General features: G+C 36.9%; 13 protein-coding genes and 1 other annotated feature. Of the genes, 6 read left to right on the forward strand and 7 right to left on the reverse strand.

Translation table 11 applies throughout. The features are described 5' to 3' along the window. Positions 1 to 171 precede the first annotated feature (171 nt). The 3 genes from FA727_RS15995 to FA727_RS16005 are packed head-to-tail and all read left to right on the forward strand — an operon-like array spanning position 172 to position 2,910. Entirely contained in the window at positions 172 to 690 is a 519-nt protein-coding gene (locus FA727_RS15995) for a type II secretion system protein (RefSeq protein ID WP_158318893.1), read from the forward strand. Continuing rightward, positions 687 to 1,322, forward strand: coding sequence for a type IV pilus modification PilV family protein (locus FA727_RS16000; protein WP_136832532.1), 636 nt, complete (start codon positions 687 to 689; stop codon positions 1,320 to 1,322). The genes FA727_RS15995 and FA727_RS16000 overlap by 4 nt, the downstream gene beginning before the upstream one ends. 13 nt (positions 1,323 to 1,335) lie before the next feature. Beyond that, positions 1,336 to 2,910 (forward strand): hypothetical protein, encoded by a 1,575-nt coding sequence (locus FA727_RS16005; RefSeq protein ID WP_136832534.1) that lies wholly within the window; start codon positions 1,336 to 1,338, stop codon positions 2,908 to 2,910. Between the two features lie 35 nt (positions 2,911 to 2,945). On the opposite strand, the gene FA727_RS16010 is transcribed toward FA727_RS16005, so the two are convergent. The 4 genes from FA727_RS16010 to FA727_RS16025 all read right to left on the reverse strand — a co-directional run bounded on the left by FA727_RS16010 (position 2,946) and on the right by FA727_RS16025 (position 13,177). After that, positions 2,946 to 7,082, reverse strand: a complete 4,137-nt coding sequence (locus tag FA727_RS16010; RefSeq protein WP_136832536.1) for a VWA domain-containing protein — start codon at positions 7,080 to 7,082, stop codon at positions 2,946 to 2,948. 219 nt (positions 7,083 to 7,301) lie between these two features. Next, the gene (locus FA727_RS16015; RefSeq protein WP_136832538.1) at positions 7,302 to 9,017 is read right to left on the reverse strand and encodes a GGDEF domain-containing protein; all 1,716 of its coding nucleotides are present in this window, start codon (positions 9,015 to 9,017) and stop codon (positions 7,302 to 7,304) included. Positions 9,018 to 9,123: 106 nt separating this feature from the next. Beyond that, on the reverse strand, positions 9,124 to 10,419 hold the full coding sequence (locus FA727_RS16020; protein WP_136832540.1) for a bifunctional folylpolyglutamate synthase/dihydrofolate synthase: 1,296 nt from the start codon (positions 10,417 to 10,419) through the stop codon (positions 9,124 to 9,126). 112 nt (positions 10,420 to 10,531) lie between these two features. Next, positions 10,532 to 13,177, reverse strand: coding sequence for a valine--tRNA ligase (locus FA727_RS16025; protein ID WP_136832542.1), 2,646 nt, complete (start codon positions 13,175 to 13,177; stop codon positions 10,532 to 10,534). A gap of 53 nt (positions 13,178 to 13,230) precedes the next feature. Then, positions 13,231 to 13,463 (reverse strand) — a binding site (T-box leader). 186 nt (positions 13,464 to 13,649) lie between these two features. Here FA727_RS16025 and FA727_RS16030 point away from each other — a divergent pair. Further along, complete coding sequence (locus tag FA727_RS16030; protein WP_136832544.1) at positions 13,650 to 13,841, forward strand: YszA family small membrane protein; 192 nt, start codon at positions 13,650 to 13,652, stop codon at positions 13,839 to 13,841. A 14-nt stretch (positions 13,842 to 13,855) separates the two neighbouring features. On the opposite strand, the gene ysxE is transcribed toward FA727_RS16030, so the two are convergent. From ysxE to FA727_RS16045, 3 genes are all read right to left on the reverse strand, one after another. Continuing rightward, positions 13,856 to 14,917: a spore coat protein YsxE gene (gene ysxE / locus FA727_RS16035; RefSeq protein ID WP_136832546.1), complete on the reverse strand. Its 1,062-nt coding sequence runs from the start codon at positions 14,915 to 14,917 to the stop codon at positions 13,856 to 13,858. A gap of 301 nt (positions 14,918 to 15,218) precedes the next feature. Continuing rightward, positions 15,219 to 16,307, reverse strand: coding sequence for a stage VI sporulation protein D (gene spoVID, locus FA727_RS16040; protein ID WP_136832548.1), 1,089 nt, complete (start codon positions 16,305 to 16,307; stop codon positions 15,219 to 15,221). A gap of 167 nt (positions 16,308 to 16,474) precedes the next feature. After that, positions 16,475 to 17,080: a TetR/AcrR family transcriptional regulator gene (locus tag FA727_RS16045; protein ID WP_136832550.1), complete on the reverse strand. Its 606-nt coding sequence runs from the start codon at positions 17,078 to 17,080 to the stop codon at positions 16,475 to 16,477. Between the two features lie 252 nt (positions 17,081 to 17,332). Between FA727_RS16045 and FA727_RS16050 the strand changes: the two genes are divergently transcribed. Together FA727_RS16050 and FA727_RS16055 are read left to right on the forward strand one after the other, a co-directional pair. Next, on the forward strand, positions 17,333 to 18,517 hold the full coding sequence (locus FA727_RS16050; protein WP_136832857.1) for a YhgE/Pip domain-containing protein: 1,185 nt from the start codon (positions 17,333 to 17,335) through the stop codon (positions 18,515 to 18,517). 210 nt (positions 18,518 to 18,727) lie between these two features. Beyond that, complete coding sequence (locus FA727_RS16055) at positions 18,728 to 19,489, forward strand: SDR family oxidoreductase (protein ID WP_136832552.1); 762 nt, start codon at positions 18,728 to 18,730, stop codon at positions 19,487 to 19,489. The last annotated feature ends 211 nt before the right edge of the window (positions 19,490 to 19,700 follow it).

Genomic DNA, 19,700 nt, shown 5'->3' on the forward strand with positions numbered 1-19,700 from the left:
TATAAAAGTCATCGTACTAATCCAGTATTTCTCATACAAATTCCTACATTTTTCGATCAAACACTACATTTTTAGACTCTTAAATATTGTATAATAAAGTTAGGTATTTTGAAAGAAGGAGAATAGTAAATATGTAGGGGAATTTACTATGAGATGGGAGAGCTAAGATTGTTGAAAGAAAGAGTTATTCGTAGTAGTGAAAAAGGACTTACATTGATAGAGGTCCTGCTTTCTATAACCATTTTAGGAATAATCGCTACCACATTTTTGTCCTTCTTTAACCAAGCATACTCATATACAAAGAAAAACGAAGACAAAACAGTTGGTATAAATGTAGCACGAAATGTTTTAAATTATTTTGAACAACAAGATTTTGATAAAGTCAAAGAAACCTATTTTAACTTTGATACGGATATGGAAAAAGATATTAGCGCTGCTAATTGCACTGATACAGTAATAAACAATCCTTCCGAGACGGTCTTTGATGATCCTAACGTGTGTCAAAGTTTTTTTTCGACAAAAATTAATAATGTCAACTATGAGGCAGAGGTGAAGTTCACAAGAGATATCCTGAATGATGAGCAATCTCAGGAAACAGCCCCAAATTTAGAAGCATATCTTGTAGGTGTCGAGATTACCGTTGAGTGGAATAAGCAGTCTGCCGTCGTAAGGGGCTTGATAAAAAAATGAAGAAGCATCTAAAGTCCGAATCTGGACTTACTTTAATAGAAGTTTTAATAACACTAGTAATCATGTCCATCGTTTCAGGTGTAATATATAGCATATTTGTAACAGGACTAAAGCTCTATCAAAAAATAGGAATTGAAGCCCAGTTACGAGATGATGCCGATTATGTTGCAACGATGATTTTGAATGAGATGTACAACAATCCACCAAACTACATTACAGACTATGAAACTTCCACTTCGAAGGGAATTGAATTAGTTAGATTTAAGCCCAAGAATGTAGATGGTTATTTGGTAGAGGACTCCAATGAAGTCGAACAGGATTTACTCATCTATTTCGAATCGGATCACTTTTACAGCGAAAGAATTCAAAGAGTGATGGAAGATGGCGTTGAAAAAATCATCTCATTGGAGAAAAATCAGATTTCTTCGGAAAGCTCCAAATTCACTAATATTGATGTAGACGGACGTCCACAGAGTTCTTCAATCACATATGCCTGTACAAAGGAAGGATTGGCAGGAAAATGCGAACATGGAAGAATAACTCTTAATATTGTTATCGAAGACGACAATGATAGGCTATCCAATTTGTTAAAAACAAAGCCTTTATTATTGGAAAGCTCCTTTGGATTTTAAGGATGGTGTTATAATGCTTAAAAATGAAAATGGTTCAACGCTTCTCGTTGTTTTAGTAATGATGCTCGTCTTCACCGTCCTTGGCCTTTCAATCCTCTCTACTAGCATTGGAGGAGCGAAAAGAACGGAGTCCAGAGAGGAGCAAGTCACAAATGATCTAGATTCTATTCGAACCTTGGGTGAAGCTGTTGCATTCATAAAAGAAATGATTAGTTCAGAATACAATTCGAAAAATCCCGATATGTCGATTAGTCAGTACGATAATCTGATAAGCGATTCAATTTTAGGAAATAGCTTTGGTTATCAAATTGAAAACATCACAGGTGAGTATAGTTCCATTAATGAAAATGAAGATTTTACAAGAGTGCTACAAGTAACAAGTGGAAAGTACAAGCAAATAGTGTATATAACAGGAATACCTAGCTTCTTGAAATACGCTGTTGGCTCAAGAGGGATATTGACCTTCAATGGCTCAACCTTTGTTGAGAAAGGGAATATATACGCTAATGAAAAACTCGTCATTAGTAACCAAGCAAAGTATATTTACAATGGAGAAAGTCTCGTTGAAAATACAACTTACCCTTCTGTGTACAGTGAAAATGAAAATTTATTGTTTATTGAAAATGAACAGATTGATTACTGTAGTAATAACTGCTATCGCGTAAATGAAAAGAATGAACATGAAAAAGTCGAAAATCACTTTGACTCTCTTCCGATCAATGAACTTAGTCGTGCTTTTCAACCTACTGCACCTACTTTTATGAGGGAAGAAAATGAATATGTTGCAGTCGATATTGAAAAGACATTTAAAGAAAAGCTCAAATTAGCGGGATTTCTTGCAAGTCATGTTGACCCCTATGTATTAGAAATTGACGAGATCATCTCACAGGGAATGGCATCTCCCTCAGTGGAAATCGTTAATTCCTTTGATAATATAGGTCAATCACCTTCGATAAATGGTTATTTGTACCCCACTCATGGTGAGCAAGAGGTATATATCGATACGAATAGTTTAATTATGGATGATAAATCCAAATGGATAATTGTTGATGGCAATGCTGTAATCGAAAATATAGGTAATCAATTAATGGAAGTTTCTGCAAATATCCTAATTACTGGGGATTTAACGATTCGAGGAGATATTGCCTTTGATTCCACTATTTATGTTCTCGGGGACACGACTATCAATAATGTCAACATCACAGGATACAATGAAGGTGAACTGATCTTACTGACACAGGGACAGCTTGAAATTGCTCGCATAAATAAATTTAGAGATAGCAATGAAGTTAACTCCATCAAAGCTTATTTGTATACGAATGAAGATGCGGAAGTATACGCCATGGGCTCGTATCTTCACGTTGAAGGCGGAATTTTTTCAAAAGGGAATTTGGAAATAAATGCCTATCGAGGGGCAGCAACTGATAAAGAAACACATATTGAGTTTAATAAAGGCTCAGATAATGATGCAACCGCATCACGTTTGATCATAAAGAACAACAAAAAGTTGTTTTTAAATCAATCTCAAGGACTACCAAAGATCGATAGATTAGAAGTTGTGACAGATTTAATGAAGAAAAGCCGATGAGCATTGAATGCTTATCGGCTTTTCCTATTCACTTCTTAGTATTTATCGCCTTGATTACGATCATTTGTACCTTTTTCAACAACTTTTACTTTCAGTTCTGCAGTAAAGGTATTGTTACTCTCATCCTGAACAGTAATTTCAATACCTGCATCCCCTATTCTCTTAGGTATTATCTCTCCACTCGGTTCCACTTCTAGAATGTTTTCATTCGTTGAATTAAAGGATGGATCTCCTTTAATATTTGTAGCATCAGAAGGTAAGTAACTGAAATAATCATTTACATTTTTATCTGTTGCACCTTTCTCGATGACTACTCCATCATCAACATCAATACCAGTTAATGGAGAACCTACATGTACAATAATGGTCGTGGATACATTACTACCATCATCCGCTCTAATTTCAATTTCTGCTTTTCCTGTTGATTTTCCATAAATCCAGCCTAGTCCCTGAATCTCCACAATCGAAGGATTCAAAGATTGCCAAATTAAGTTTTGATTAGAGGCATTTTTCGGTTCAATATCTACGATAAAGTCTTTAAATTCCAAGAATTTTCCGATGTATAACGGATTTGGAGTTACCGTAATATTTTTGATCAATACTGGATTTACCTTGATTGTAATTTCCTCGGTTATCTCATTTCCAGCAATATCCGTAGTGGTTACTTCAAGTTTGGTATCTCCAGCTTTTACACCTGTAACTTTTCCATCTTCGAATATGGCAATTGATGGATCCGTGGTTGAAACCCCAAACTCTCTAACAGTACCATCATCAGGAGTTATCTTAATCTCTACATCTACCGATTGTCCTACATTCATTTCGATTGGATTCGGTTCAACAGAAATAGACTCTTTAATAACGGTTAAGGTTTTTACAATCGGATTCTCATCTAGGGTAAAACCACCCTTTGTTCTGACATGGATTTCAACTTTTCCTTCTATTTCTTTAGGTAATTCTATCGTTGCCATTGGATCAAATTCTCTCCACTCTGAATCAGAACCATTGTTGTGATATTGGTACTCATAAGTAACATTATCACCAGCAACGAAATCTGTGACCTTAAAGCCAATTTTCCCTTTCGTTGTCGCTCCAGATTGAAGATCTTCACTTAGCGAAAGATTTTTCAGTTTGAAATTCGTTTTCAAGTACAGGATAGCACTAGTATCATCGTTATATGTCACTTCAATTGCTGTACCTTCATTAACTAGGTTCATTGCCTTTACTGGTTTTTGTATAAGCTCGTTCCCATTTGAAAGTTGCGTCTCTGCGACTATCGTTCCATACTTGTTATAAACTTTTTCAATCGAACCTTGATAATCTCCTGAGAATGTGTAATCTATTCCATTAAGCTGTACTCTCATAGAGATATGTTGTTCATCTGTATTTAAGGACTGTGTTTGTTCCTTAAATCGAGAATCATAGAATTGTAAATTTGCCTGTGGCAATAACGTGTATGGTAAAGCCCAATCGGCTTTAAGTCTTAATTTAATCACATATTCTTCTACAGAAAATTCCCCTGTATTATAGGTAATCTCATTATTGTTCAGATTAATTTCGATGTCTCTTCCATTATTAATTGGCCTTACTGAAACACCTGGAATAGGTTCACCGTTTTTATATAATAAGATTTGCTCATGATTCGCTAGAGTTATCCCATCAAACAAAGGCTGAGTAATCTTCATATTGCTGATCTTTCCACTTGTAATCTCAGTAAATACCGTTTCAGGCTTTAGCTTGTACTCTACTGTAAATTCGTTTCTCTCAGTATCGGTATCTCCTATCTTCACTAAGCCATCTGGTGAATAATATTGATTTCCGACTATATCGACTTCGTTTAAAAAATATGGAGCAGTCTCTTCATTTACAACAACCGTAAACGAATTATGTTTAAATGTCTGTCTAACTCCGTTATTATCGGTATAGCTCATCTCAATATTATCTACAAATTCATAGATACCAGCTTTTTTAAATTGCAATGGTAGTGATTGTTGAATCAAATTAGGATCTGGCGGTTCTCCCACAGGAAATGTAATATTATATGGAATTTGGACAACCTGATCACTATTCGCCTTAAAGTTTGAGTTTGGATCAACAATAACGTCTCCATTAAATTTCTTGAGATCAATTGTTACATTCCCTGAAATACTTGTTGCATTTACTTTTTTAGAAATATCATCAAAAATGCTAGTCAGATTATTAGATTTCCCCTGTACAGCATATCCACCTGTTTTTGCGGACATCTTTCTTAATAATTCGAAATCCACTTCTCCTTCTTTGGCAAAGCCAATGCTATACATGATAATTCCGCTTTTCCCCAATGTGTCTGAAATATTTAATGCCTGCTCACTTATAATTTTCTTCACATCAGTTAATGAAGCATTTACCCCATTTTTCTTTGCAGTGTTATTCGTAAATATTTCATACTTATCATTATTGTAGGTAAGACTGGTCGGCTCACCATCTGTGAGAAAAATGATGTATTTACTGCTATTCGTAACCTTGCTAAATTTATTCATCGCTTCATTTAATGCAGCATTATAATTGGTACCTCCGTTAGAAACACCACCTGAGTCTAAATCGACAATCGCGGTTTTAATATTATTTAAACCTGCAAGCGGTTTGATATTAATTCTTTTTTCTCCCCAACAGAATCCCAAAAAGCAACTTGAATAGGCAGTCGTCTTGTTACTAACTTCCCCATCAAATGGGACAAAATAAAAGTTATCCCCTATTTTTGAACTAGCTTCAAAATAATTTATTGCTGACTGTAAAGCATTCTTTGCTGTTGTATCCTTTCTTGCTCCATCGAACGTATCTGCCATTGATCCAGATGTGTCGTGAACAAAAACCACATCAATCGGTAATCTTTCATCTCTTGGCGCCATACCTTTTGGAGTAATCGTAATATCAATTTTCCCCTTGGCATTCTCATTCGGAGGCTTAATAAATTCCTCTGAAGAAGGTTTCACCTCAAAGCTTGCTCCTGGGACTGAATTCATATTTTTTTTCACATTGATTGTAATAACTGAATGAGTTTTAGGTGTTTGAAGCCCATCGTACTGTAATTTGATATTGTCAAATGAGTACGTACCCGCTTTTTTAAATATTAGCGGTAACGATGTAACTATACTATTAGGATCCGGTTGTTTCCCAACAGGGAAAGTAAATTTAAATGGGATATGTGCCACTTGATTGCTATCAATTGTGGCAGTCGTGTTCGGATCGACAACTACATCTCCATTGAATTTTTGTAAATTAACTGTGACTTCTCCACTTATTGTATAACTATCGATCTTCTTTGAAATCCCTTGGAATATACTAGTTAGATTGCTGGTAGTCGCACGTACAGCCGTACCACCAGTAATTGACGCCATATTTTCCAACAATTGGAAATCGATATCCTCTTCTTTTGCGAATCCAATACTATACATTGTAATATTATTTTCAGCTAAGCTTACACTAGTCTCTTTCGCTACTTGATGGATTAAATTTCTTGTAATTTGATAGTTTCCTTTAGATGTCCTGCCATTATATAAGGCCGTACCATTTGTATATAAAATATATTTATTTTTATTGTAGTTTAAGACAGTTGGCTCCCCATCCGTCAAGAACACAATATATTTATTTTTGTTACCGCTTTGGTTCAACTTGTTTTTAGCATACTCAAGAGTCTGGGTATAGTTAGTGCCACCTATATTATTCGATTCTAGTTTGTTAAGTAGCCCTTCTATATTCTTTAATCCTTCTACTACTTTTACTTGTCCACTTGTGCGTACATCATCGTTAAATGGGATAAAGTAAAAATGGTCTCCAGATATCTGATTATTGCTAGCACCAAAATAAGTTAGTGCACTAGCCAAAGCATTTTTGGCACTGGTAGATTTCTTTTTAGACTCTAAATAATCGTCCATCGAGCCTGACGTATCATAGACAAATGCCACATCAATGGGCTCTCTATCTTTCTGATTAGCCGTTCCCTCTGGAGTAATATTTATATTAAAACTTCCTTTAGCTAAACCATCTGCATCTAATGTTAGATCAGTTGATGATGGAATAACTGAGAAATTCACATCAAGCTGTGTCGTTGCACTTGTAGGTAGAGGCTGAATAATAGTAGAAACTAAAATAAGAATAATAATACCAACTGATATATATCTAAATCTATTCCTCATGTTTAACCTCCCTTACCGAATTTTGATCAATCGATTGATCTGAGTCTTTATAACTACTATTATACCAATTGCTAAACGTAATCAATAGTAATATTGTTAACTATTTGTATAATTATCTATTAATTTTTTACTATTATAAATTGACTAAATCTACTATGTGAGTATCCGCATCTAATGACAACATAAAAAGAAGCAAGCCGATATCAAATCAGCTTGCTCTTATTTTACGTATTCCGCAACCTTATTTCTTCCGTTCTGTTTTGCGCCAACATAAAGGGCTCTATCGGCATGCCTAATGAGTGACATGGCGTCATCTGCATCGATTGGGGCACAGGCTACTCCTATTGAAGCTGTAATTTGAACCGTGATTTCTGGTTGGTCTTCTTGAATATGTTCTGTTAAAACAAATGGTCGATTTGCAATGATTTGTCTAATAATCTCCGCCATTTGGAGTGCAGCATATTTATCAACATCAGGCAGGACGATAAGAAACTCTTCCCCACCATATCTTGCAACTATTCCAGTCTCTTCTTCGATATAACCCGCTAGACGATTCCCAATCTGTTGGAGAATTTCATTTCCGCTTTGATGCCCATATGTATCATTCACAGATTTAAAATGATCGATGTCCAGCATGATTACTGATAGACTCGTTCTTTTACCACTCACGAGCAAATTATATTCTTCATTCAACTTTCTTTCGATGAAACGGTAATTATATAGCTTCGTTAAGGCACAGCGTTCACTATCTTCTTTTGTTCGTTCATAATGCTTCGCATTTTCAATTGCAACAGCAAAATAGGAACAAAGAATATCAACAATCATTAGCTGAGACTTTTCATAGGCACGTTTCTGTTGGGATGCTAAAAGAAGAATTCCGATCACTTCATTACTGCGGACAATCGGAACACAAATAATACTTTCCACTGACTTTGGCATGTACCCTTCTACAATATCTTTCCATTCCTTTTGAGAATGGTATAGAACCGCCTTGCCAGATTTCCAGACATGCCCACTGATGCCCTCATTCTTTTTTAAGGGCAGAACATCCATAAATTCATCCGTGTCTTTTTCGACCCTTCTGATTAATTGCAGCTCGTCATCTACAACATCTAATATGTAAGCATAATCAACAGGGAGCATCCCTGTAAGCTTTTGAATGTACAAATCAATTACTTCTTCAACATGTAAACGTTCGGCCAGCTCATGTCCGATTTCAGCAGCATTTTGCAGGTAATGATTGACCTTATCGCTAGAATGATAGAGATTTAAAATTACTGCTAAACTAGCAAAAGGAACCCCCACAAAGAAAATTGAAACTAAACCAACTTCATGATAAAGAATGTATAGTACTAAACCGATAGGAAGCGTGAGTGTCGTAGTGACAGCTTCCCAGATAAAATCTTGGTCGAATATTTCCCTTCTTCGCTTCTGAACAAGATAGGCAAATAAAGTTAATGTAAAATGATTCAAAAAGAAATAGCTAAATGCATAAACAAAAGCCAAAACGAGATTTTTAGGACTACTCATGATATCGATTCCATGAGTTCCACCAATCGCATAATAAATGAGACCACTTGCGACTGATACGATAAAGAACATGAACCAGTTTAACGGAAATCGATAGATATGTTCCTTTGGCAATCTAATGCGCATCAAGACTACGACAAGTGCTAACTGCATTAAGATTACTTCTGCAAAAAGCCCATAAGTCAAAAACACTGTAAGGGATACCCATTGAATATAAAATACTGGGGTGTTGTTAATAATCATCGGTGTGCTTGCCACGAAGAACGTTAGCAATAAAAAGCCCAAAATATCTATATTCAGTAAACTTTCTACAGGGGGATAGTAATGATAAGTAAGCCAAATTCCAACCGGTACTACAAAAAGCCATAGAAGCCAAATATTCCTTTTCACATGCGGCTGTATCAATTGAATCCCCTCCCCTGTTATTTAGTAAAATAGTCACGGTTTCCAATTATTAGTTTATCAAATTTTCTAACTTTTGTCACATATTTTAATATTCTACCGCAGTGAATTAAAGACTTTTTTCAACATACGGTTTGACCTCTGATAAAAAGTAGAGAGAACCCGTGATAATAAGCATCTCTTCCTTATTTAGTAGCTGAATTTCTTCCATAATCGCCTGTTTCCAATCAGATTGAATCCTTTTCTGAGTTGAAGAACTAATCGCAAATAGCTGTTCAGCATTAGCTGCACGAGGATAATCAAAATCGACAAACGTAATAGAATCGGCAATGGAATCTAGTTTTCCGATCATTTTGTTCAATTTCTTATCCCCTAGGGCCGCAAAAATCACTCTCTTTTTCATATCTTTGTAGCGCCTTCTGAGTTCGTTTACAAGAGTCGTAATTCCCTCTTCGTTATGCGCACCATCAAGGACGATTAAAGGATAATGGGAAACAATTTCAAATCGCCCCGGCCAGTAGGCCCTTTTTAATCCACAATAAAAATGTGCTTCATCAATAGCAAAGACATCTTTTAAAAGAAATGCTGCCATAACAGCTAGCGCAGCGTTCTCTGTTTGATGTTGTCCATACATCGAGATTTCGATATTTTCAATGGTTTTGTCAGGTGTCCGGACCGTAAAACGTTCTCCTTTTTCAATCGACACATGATTTTCAATGGAAAACTGTTCCCCGAGCTTATAAATAGGAGCAGCTAGCTCCACTGCTTTTTCCTCGATTACTCTGTACGCCTCCGGCTGCTTTACGGCCGTTAAAATCGGAGCGTTTCTCTTAATAATCCCTGCTTTTTCAAAAGCAATCTTCTCATGGGTTTCCCCTAAGATACTCGTATGATCTAACCCAATGCTCGTAATAATGGATAACATCGGTTCGATAATATTCGTAGAATCAAATCGACCTCCAAGTCCAACCTCATACAACACAATATCCACAGGCTGAATTTGAGCAAAATAATAGAAGGACATCGCTGTGATGACTTCAAATTCAGTTGGTGCTCCAAGATCTGTCTTTTCCAGCTCGTCACTCAATGGTTTAATCAGATTGGTCAACTCGACTAGCTCCTCATTGCTCATTGGCAAACCATTGATAGAGATCCGTTCGTTGAAGTGCTCAAAATAAGGTGAAGTAAAGGTACCTACGTTTAGTCCAGATTCCTCTAAAATCGAACGCAAAAACGTAACGGTCGAGCCTTTCCCATTTGTACCACCAATATGAACGGTTTTCAGCTTTTTTTCAGGATGATCAAGTCGTTCCATCATCCATTCCATTCTCTTCAAACCGGGTTTTATCCCCAATCTTAAGCGGGCATGAATCCAATTTAAAGCTTCCTCATATGTCTGAAACATAAATGTATCCACCCTTTTTCTATAAGGTTCAAACAACTAGATTTTAAAAAATTTATTATACACGGAAGACGAATCCAACTAGGGTGGATTCGTCTTCTCTTAACGTATTTGCTTATTCGCCTCTTAATTCTTTAATACGAAGTTCTACAATTGATTTCTTTTCAAGATAATCGTTTTCTTTCGCACGTTCTTCTTCAATAACCTTCTCAGGTGCTTTTTTCACAAAGCCTTCATTGCTCAATTTCTTTTGAACGCGCTCCACTTCTTTATTCCACTTATCAAGTTCCTTCTCAAGACGAGCAATTTCTTCGTCAATATTGATGAGCCCTTCAAGTGGTAAAATGATTTCTGCTCCTGTTACAACTGCAGACATTGCTTTATCAGGAGTTGGGACATCAATGCCTAGAACAAGCTCTTCAGGGTTACAGAAACGCTCAATATAGGAACGGTTCTTTTCTAATGTACCCAGAACCCCGGCATCTTTCGCCTTAACAATCATTTTAATCTTTTTGCTTAAAGGTGTGTTCACTTCAGCACGAATGTTTCGAACAGAACGAATCATTTCCACTAACAACTTCATTTCAGCAGACGCTTCACTGTCTGTTAGTTCTGCATTCACTTCTGGCCATTTAGCAACCGTAATGGACTCTCCATGATGAGGGAGGTTCTGCCAAATTTCTTCTGTAATGAATGGCATGAATGGGTGAAGTAAACGCATCGTATTATCAAGAACATAAGCTAAGATCGAGCGAGTTGTCTTTTTCGCTGCTTCATCATCTGCGTACAATGGTAATTTCGCCATTTCGATGTACCAATCACAGAAATCATCCCAAATGAAGTTGTATAGAACACGACCAACTTCACCAAACTCATAGCGGTCTGACAATCTTGTAACTGTATCAATCGTTTCGTTTAAGCGTGTAAGAATCCATTTATCTGCAACAGATTTTTCGCCACTTAAGTCGATTTCATCGAAAGTTAAACCTTCCATATTCATAAGCGCGAAACGAGAAGCATTCCAAATCTTGTTGGCAAAATTCCAAGTTGCTTCAACCTTTTCGATGCTAAAACGTAAATCTTGACCTGGTGAGCTTCCAGTTGATAAGAAGTAACGTAAAGAATCTGCGCCATATTTATCGATTACATCCATTGGGTCAACACCATTTCCAAGAGATTTACTCATCTTACGACCTTGCTCATCTCTTACTAAGCCATGAATTAAAACATCTTTAAATGGACGCTCTCCCGTGAATTCAAGCCCTTGGAAAATCATTCTAGATACCCAGAAAAAGATAATATCATATCCAGTTACAAGTGCTGCAGTTGGATAGAAGCGCTTATAGTCAACTGCGTCCGTATCTGGCCAACCCATTGTAGAAAACGGCCATAAAGCGGAACTGAACCAAGTATCCAATACGTCTGTATCTTGCTCCCAGTTTTCAATATCTGCTGGTGGCTCATGATCAACATAGACTTCACCAGTTTCCTTATGGTACCAAGCAGGAATACGGTGTCCCCACCATAATTGACGGGAAATACACCAATCACGGATATTCTCCATCCAGCGTAAATATGTTTTTTCAAATCGATCTGGTACAAAATTAACTTTCTCTTCTTTTTCTTGAAGAGCAATTGCCTCATCAGCAAGTGGCTGCATTTTAACAAACCATTGCGTAGATAAATATGGTTCAACTACCGCTCCACTTCGCTCAGAGTGACCAACTGAATGCATATGTTCTTCAATTTTGAAGAGGATGCCTTCTTCTTGGAGATCCTTCACAATTTGCTTACGACATTCAAAACGGTCCATTCCTTTGTACTTACCAGCACGATCATTCATGGTACCGTCCTCGTTCATAACAAGGATACGTTCTAAATTATGACGGTTTCCAACTTCAAAGTCGTTCGGATCGTGAGCAGGCGTAATTTTAACAGCACCTGAACCAAATTCCATATCCACATAATCATCACCGACAATGGCAATTTCACGACCTACGATTGGTAAAATAGCTTTTTTTCCAATTAGATGTTTGTAACGGTCATCTTCTGGATGAACAGCTACAGCCGTATCACCAAGCATTGTCTCAGGACGAGTTGTTGCTACTTCAATATGGCCTGAACCATCTGCAAGTGGGTATTTCATATGATAGAATGCACCTTGAACATCCTTGTAGATAACCTCAATATCGGATAGAGCCGTTTTTGTAGAAGGATCCCAGTTGATGATATATTCACCGCGGTAAATAAGATCCTTTTTGTACAACGATACAAATACTTCACGAACAGCCTTTGACAATCCTTCGTCAAGCGTAAATCTTTCGCGGCTATAATCAAGGCCTAGACCGACCTTAGACCACTGCTGACGAATATGTTCCGCATATTCTTCTTTCCATTTCCAAGTTTCTTCCACGAACTTTTCGCGACCTAAGTCATAACGACTAATTCCGTCGTTACGAAGTTTTTCTTCAACCTTTGCCTGTGTTGCAATTCCGGCATGGTCCATTCCAGGTAACCATAAAACGTCGTAGCCTTGCATGCGTTTCATACGAGTCAGAATATCTTGAAGCGTTGTATCCCATGCATGTCCTAAGTGAAGCTTCCCAGTTACGTTCGGAGGTGGGATTACGATCGTGTAAGGCTCTTTCTTTTCGTCACTTTGGGCTTCGAAAAATTTTCCCTTTAACCACCAATCATAACGACCCTTTTCAATCGAATTGGGATCATACTTTGTTGGCATTGCTAATTCATTTGATTCCATATTCTATCTTCCTTTCCTGATTACTAAACAAACAAAAAACTCCATTCGCCTTAGAAAAGGACGAATGGAGTTGCTTCGCGGTACCACCTTTTTTCCAACCAAAAATAAAGTACTTGGTTGGCACTTAAATCGATAACGGTTTTCCCGTCTTTTACTACTCGAAAATTCTTTCATAAAAGATGCTCAAGGGTGACTTCCTTTGGAATTACTTAGAAAACCTTTCAGCTAATGGTTTTCCTCTCTAAAAGCAAGTGTCCATAGTACTCTTCCCTATCAAAGCCTATTCCTTATTTATATATTCATTATACTACCTAAAAACGAAGGGTAACGTCAATAAGGATATCCGATTTTTTTATATTATATACACGTTTCTGATCATTGTTCCATTCAGAAAAAGTTTTAGACACAATCCAGAAACAGTGGACATAAATTAAATTAAGGCTCTTTTACTAGTAGAAATGGAGGGAAAATGATGAGAAGAAGATATAATCCGTATTCGCTTCCGCCTTGGCTGCGAAAGTCGCGAGGGGTACTCGGGCAATTTATTATCCCATTTTGTATCTTTCAAGGAGTACGAACACTCCTATTCCCAACCGCTTTTGATGTGCTATTCTTGATCGCTCTTATTTTAATTGCTTTTGCTTTCAAATTGGACTTAATTTAGGAGCCCATTTTATATCAACCTTGGGCTCCATCCTGTCCCTCAGCTTCAGCCTGTGCCGCTTCTTGTGCTAATTTCTTCTGCCTTTCAATTTCATCGATGCGCATGACAATATATTCAATATTTTTCAACTGCCAATATTGTCTTTGCAGTCTTTGAACAAACTTTCGCTCATTTTTATTTGGGGATTTATAATAATCTTCTACAATTCTAATAAAAGGTCCTGGCTGTGCAAAATAGCTTAAGAGAAGATGCAATTCGGCTTCTTTTAAAGGAAAATACTTAAAGTATGTGTAGAGCCAGTCTACACAATCCTCATTATTCTTTGGATAGGTCTTCAAAGCTCTTGATAAAAACGGCAACAAATCATGCATTGGAGAACCCTGTCTACTATCCTCGAAGTTGGCAAAAAAGCCATATCCTCTATCATCATAGATAAAATGCTCCGTCGATAACTTTCCATGAGAAATGACTATTCGTGCTTTATTGTCATCCTTTGTCTTCTCAAACCATTCCTTAAATTGATTCGTTGAATAGCGAAGGGCCTGACTAATATCATTGTAATAGAGACAAAAGAGCAGCTCGAACGGAGACATATACCACTGATTTTCACAATGCTCTAGGAACCCCTCAACAAATTCATTTTCCGTTTCCCATTCATGAATGGTCGCCTCATAATGCTCCTGTTTCTCCTCTTTATTAATCGACACCTCTCGAACCGATAAGATATGAAGCCTAGCTAATTCCCTGAACATTTGCTTATGCCGCTCATCCTGTTCTTCTTTTACTTCATTCGGTAGCCATGGCATTAAATAATACAAATGATTGTTATGGATAATTGCATAGCGTCCATCTAACGTGGGGTAAATTGGGACAATACGATTGTAGCCCTTTTGATAAAGGTACTGAACGTTTTTGATAAAATGGGTCCCATGTGTTGGAGGAATTTTTTTCAAGGCAAAGACACCTTTATCTCCATAGATTCTGCTTACCTTCCCGAAATTTTCAACAAAGTGAGGTGTGACCCCAAAATGTTTCAGAATCGGGGAAACTTCCTTCAATTGATTCGATTTACTCACCCAAAACCACTTCTTCCCTCAGCAAAATAGTAGCTCTTTTCTTAACGCAAAGCTCTGTTAAAGGTTGGTTATTGAATTTATAACATTGAAAAATAGAAGGAAAAATTCCGGCTAAATTAAGAAATTCACCTATTTCACTATAATTAAGCGGAATTTTTCCGGTTAGTTTGTACACCAGTCGAAAATCAAAAAATCAACAACGACAATAACAAAGCCTAACGCCAAATAAAATAGCCGAGCAGGTTTTTCCTCCCCACCCAGCCAGTTTTCATCATGTGTATATTAAGACCCATTCACTCCATTAATTGTGAGCAACGGTAGCTGGAATATACAAAACCTGCCCCTCATAAACATCTTGATTAACCTCTAAATGATTCACCTTCAAGAGTTGTTGAACAGAAATGTCATATCTCTCAGCCAATACATCAAGTGTATCTCCATTTTGAACAATGCATACCCTTAGCTTTGCCACATCTTCCTCAATTTCTTTTCGAGCCAAAAATTCAGTAATAGAAATACCTTGCTTTTTCGATTTCTTCTTCTTTTTCTTAGTTTCAACTTCCTCTGCGGCAGGAGCTTCTTCTTCAAAGGATGGCTCTTCGTATTCTATCTCTGCTTCTTCCACGGCAGGCTGGTTCAAATTAGCCTCAGCATTCGTACCGTATTCGCTTCTCTGAGCTGAGAAAGAGATATCTGGATAGTCCGGTTTTTCTGATTGAAAGACTTGTAGCGTCGGAATACTGTCTTGTTCAAATTCAATAGGTGTAGACTCTTCTTCAGGCTCTCCAGAAGTTTTTCGTGCTTCAACCTCGAATGGTTTGAATAGTTGTGCAGTCGGAGGAACTGTTTCTTCGAATTCCTGTACCTCTTCCGCCACGCTTTCTGGTTGGTTCACCTCAGGTCCACGGAAGGCAAACTCTTGAACTTGCACTTCTTCTTCAACCTCTACTTCTTCCTTCTGATCATCGCCTTTTAAGCCAGTAATCGTTAAATCCGCAGTAAGTTTCATGCAGCTTCGTTCAGGAAATGCATAATCAAAGGATTCAATTTCAACATCCAGATCATAGATACTAGCAATCCGATGTTGCGGGATTGTAATATCCACCGGGAACCGATGAGAAAATTCCGTAACCCCTTCTCCTCTTTCTTCTACCTGTTGAATAAATTTAGGTGATGCTGGAAATTCTTCCTCTTCCACATCTACGGAGTGGCGTTTGTACTCTCCTGTTAATTGCAATGCCCCTTCGATCGTTACGTACTGCTCATTTTCATGAATGGTTATATTTGGGTCAAGCGAAATTGTGATTAACTCCGCTACTTCCTGTCCTTTTTGAAACCATACCGATTCTTCCAAGGAAAAACGTAAGAATGACTCATTTCCTTCAGACAAAGCGACTCCTCCTTTCGTATCCTCTCATTAATCACCATGTCATTAACAATTTATGAGTGGGAGAAGTCTTTTATGATAACTTTAGCCATAAAAAAAGCCACCAGAAAAGGTGACTATTATTATCTTTGATTTCCACACAGGTACTCGCTTTCAACGATCATCATCTGCTATTTCAAATTTTGTCTTATTGATTGTTTCATAAAATTCAACATTCTCATATGCATTAATGCCATTTCCTCTGGTGTATTTTGTTCATCTTTTTCTATCCATTGCTCAATTAGACCAAAAAATGCAGATGAAATAAATGCTGTAGTATATTCATGTGGGACATCGATAATATTCTGGTCTTTAATAATATTTAATTTTTCATAAAAAGATTCTTTTATATATTCTTTCATTTTTTTAGGAAAAGCTGGATCTCCATTTGAACTAATCATAATTTTAATGAAGCGTTTGTTTTCCATCAAATAATAAAAGAGTTGAAGAATTGGCGGATACATCATGTCTTTTGAATAATATCTATCAAATTCGTATGGTTTTAATTGCTTTAGTTTTTCATGTAGTCCTTTCAACAGTTCATTTTGATTTTTTTCCATTAAGTCATGTTTATCACGGTAATGAAGATAAAATGTACCTCTGTTTAATCCAGCCTTTAACGTTATATCTCTTACTGAAATAGCATCAAACCCTTTTTCTTCGATTAAATCTATAAGGGTATTTCTTAATAATTCCTTCGTTTTTGCTACTTTCATTTCTCTTAGTGATTGAACCATTTTTATTTCTTCCTTTATAAGTTAATCGTTCTGAATGAACAGTAAGTTATAATCTGTTTATCAATGAACACATTCGTTTTTATTGATTATTGAGCTTATTTTAAATTCATTGTAATATTTCTTTGTAACAATAGTCAACTTGTTGTTCATTAATTGGGATTAGAATATAAGGAGGGATGTCACACCGTTTTTTGAAACCAAGTTCGCTCTTTTTTACTTTATTACTATAAGGGAGTTTTTAAACTAATGAATATTTTAAAAAACAAATTGGTGTTATTATCACCGATCTTTGCTTTAGTAGTCATATTTATTTTTTCACTAACACTTTTTCCATCTGTCCAACCCCAACCGAAAAATTTGCCGATAGCGATTGTTAACGAAGACCAAGGAGTGCAAATTCCGAATCAACCAAAGATGAATATGGGTGACACAATCGTTGAAATGATACAAAAAACAGCAACAACAACGGACGAAGACCCGGCTGTGAAATGGGTTGAAGTAAAGACTGCAGATGAAGCACAAAAAGGAATGGATAATCAAAAATATTATGCGGCATTGGTAATTCCGAAAGATTTCAGTGCTAAACAAGCATCATTACAGACAACAACGCCTTCTTCACCAGAAGTACAAATCTATATAAATCAGGGGATGAATACTGCGGCATCCACGATGGCAGGACAGGTATTAAACGGAATTGTGGATAATATGAACAACAATGTTCGTACCCAACTACTTCAAGGTTTTGAAAAACAAGGTGCAACATTAACAACAGAACAAGCTGCAAGTCTTGCAACTCCTATTACAAAAAAGGTCACTAATGTTAATGAAATTGGCACAAAAAGTGCAAACGGTAATGCTCCTGTTTCCTTATTCCAGCCACTATGGATGGCAAGTCTAGTGGGTGCCGCTATTATCTTTATGGCTGTTAGTAAATTATCGATTGCTAATCGCAAAGAGAATTTTGTCGTAAAGATCGTTCAAATTCTATTGGGAGCAATTGTTGGTCTTGTCGTTGGATTTGGAATAACTTGGCTGGCAGATGGAATGCTAGGATTACACATCCCAGAATTCACAGATACAGCATTATTTTTATCCATTACTGCCTTTAGCTTTTTCCTAATGATATCAGCTGTACTTACACTATTGGGGCTTAAAGGTATGCCTATATTTATCTTAATGCTTTTCTTTGGTGCACCATTACTTGCAATGGCTCCGGAAATGATGTCTCCATTTTATCGAGATTGGGTTAATCCTTGGTTACCAATGCGATTCATGGTACAGGGTCTACGAGAGCTGTTCTTCTTCGGTAAAGGATTAACTTGGAGTTCATCTGTGTCTACCCTAGTATGGATTGGAGTAGTGAGTATCCTAGTAATACTTGCTTCTTCATTAAAACTTAAATCAGTACGTGAAGAAAAATCTCACTCGAATGCCTAAGATATGGTAATTCAAAAGGCAGCACAAGCAAGCTGCGTTAGCTGAAATTTCATTAATGACTGAATCCTAAAGGGGATTGGCTTTATAATTGAACGTTACACAAAACAGATTCAGGCAAGAAAATTCAACGCGTGTTCGGTCCAATCCAACGAGTTTTACTGCGATATGTTTTTATTTAGTTCGAGAAAATCATGGAAAAGAGGAACTAAAATGAAACTTTCAGGAAATACAATATTGATTACAGGCGGAAGTGCAGGAATAGGATTGGCTTTCGCGGAACGCTTTATAAAGGCTGGAAATAAAGTCATTGTTTGTGGACGACGTGAAAAGGTACTCCAAAACGCGAAAGAAAAATTCCCGAGCCTGATTACTCGTGTAAGTGATGTGGCTATTGAATCAGAGCGTGTAGCATTGTTTGATTGGGTAACATCCATCTATCCGGATGTGAATGTGTTAATTAACAATGCAGGTATCCAACAACGTTTTCACGTGTTAAATACGGACTCGAAGAACAATTGGAGTCATTTCAGTAAAGAAATCGCAACCAATATAGAAGCACCGTTCCAGCTCTCTATGTTATTCGCTCCATTTTTTGCAACAAAAGAAGAGGCAACTATTATTAACGTGACATCTGGGTTAGCTTTTACTCCAGCTGTGATTGCTCCTGTATATTCAGCAACAAAAGCAGCGCTTCATTCCTTTACACTGAGTCTCAGACACCAACTTTCTGATACGTCTGTAGAAGTCATTGAAGTTGCTCCTCCGGCTGTGAATACAGATTTAGGTGGAGCCGGTTTACACACGTTTGGAGAACCATTAGATGCATTCGCAGATGGTATTTTTAAAGGATTAGAAGAGGGTAAAAAGGAAATCGGGTATGGAACTTCTGTGAATGCCTTACGTATGTCAAGGGATGAAATCGACGAATGGGTAGAGAAAGCGTACCAATTATCGAAAAACATGATGGAATAACTACTTGCAAAAAGTTACTAAATTGTTTAGGTACATTTCCAAAATATCAAGATAACAGTTTTTTAAATTGTTCATATTGTGAAAAAAAAAACATAACTCGCCGAAGTCATTTTGGCGAGTTTTCATTTTAAAGTTATCCATTCCTTCTTCAACTAACTGGCCTTGTTAGTGGAAGTAGATTTTCTCACAATCTTAATACTAAGACTAACAT

Origin of the sequence: Robertmurraya kyonggiensis, from assembly GCF_005116465.1 — a bacterium.
Taxonomy (GTDB): domain Bacteria; phylum Bacillota; class Bacilli; order Bacillales; family Cytobacillaceae; genus Robertmurraya; species Robertmurraya kyonggiensis.